At 61.1% G+C, this 956-nt stretch carries 1 protein-coding gene; it reads left to right on the forward strand.

Going from position 1 to position 956, the window contains the following annotated elements; translation table 11 throughout:
- The coding region (locus Raf01_RS49135) for an NADH-quinone oxidoreductase subunit D (protein WP_203925078.1) at positions 1-956 on the forward strand (956 nt) is incomplete at both ends.

Raw genomic sequence — 956 nt, forward strand, 5'->3', positions numbered from 1 at the left:
GACGTTCGTGACCCGGATGGATTACCTGGCGCCGATCTTCAACGAGACCGGGTATGCCCTGGCGGTGGAGAAGCTGCTGGGGATCGAGGATCAGATCACGCCGCGGGCGAACACGATCCGGGTGTTGATGATGGAGTTGAACCGGATCTCCTCGCATCTGGTGTGGTTGGCGACGACCGGCATGGAGCTGGGTGCGATCTCGATGATGCTGTATGGGTTCCGGGAGCGTGAGTACATCCTGGACATCTTCGAGTTGGCTTCGGGTCTGCGGATGAACATGGCGTATGTGCGTCCGGGTGGTCTGGCGCAGGATCTGCCGGCCGAGGCGATCAAGAAGATCCGCGAGTTCCTCGTGTACCTGCCGGGCAAGCTCAAAGAATATGAGGATCTGCTGTCCGGCCAACTGATCTGGCACGAGCGCACGAAAAACGTGGGCGTCCTGGACGTGACCGCCTGCCTGTCATTGGGCGTGACCGGTCCGGTGTTGCGGTCGGCGGGTCTGGGTTGGGACCTGCGCAAGACGATGCCGTACTGCGGGTATGAGACGTATGAGTTTGAGGTGCCGACCGCGACTTCGGCGGATGTGTGGGGTCGGTATGAGGTGCGGTTGGCGGAGATTCGTGAGTCGTTGAAGATCGTTGCGCAGGCGGTGGATCGGTTGGAGCCGGGTCCGGTGATGGTTGAGGATCGCAAGATTGCTTGGCCGGCGCAGTTGGCGATCGGTGTGGATGGCATGGGTAACTCGTTGGAGCATGTCGCGAAGATTATGGGTCAGTCGATGGAGTCGCTGATTCATCACTTCAAGTTGGTGACTGAGGGTTTCCGGGTGCCGCCGGGTCAGGTGTATGTGGGGATCGAGTCGCCGCGGGGTGAGTTGGGTGTGCACGCGGTGTCTGATGGTGGGACGCGGCCGTACCGGGTGCATTACCGGGAGCCCAGCTTCATCAACCTCCAGG

It is taken from the genome of Rugosimonospora africana (assembly GCF_016862975.1).
GTDB classification, from domain to species: domain Bacteria; phylum Actinomycetota; class Actinomycetes; order Mycobacteriales; family Micromonosporaceae; genus Rugosimonospora; species Rugosimonospora africana.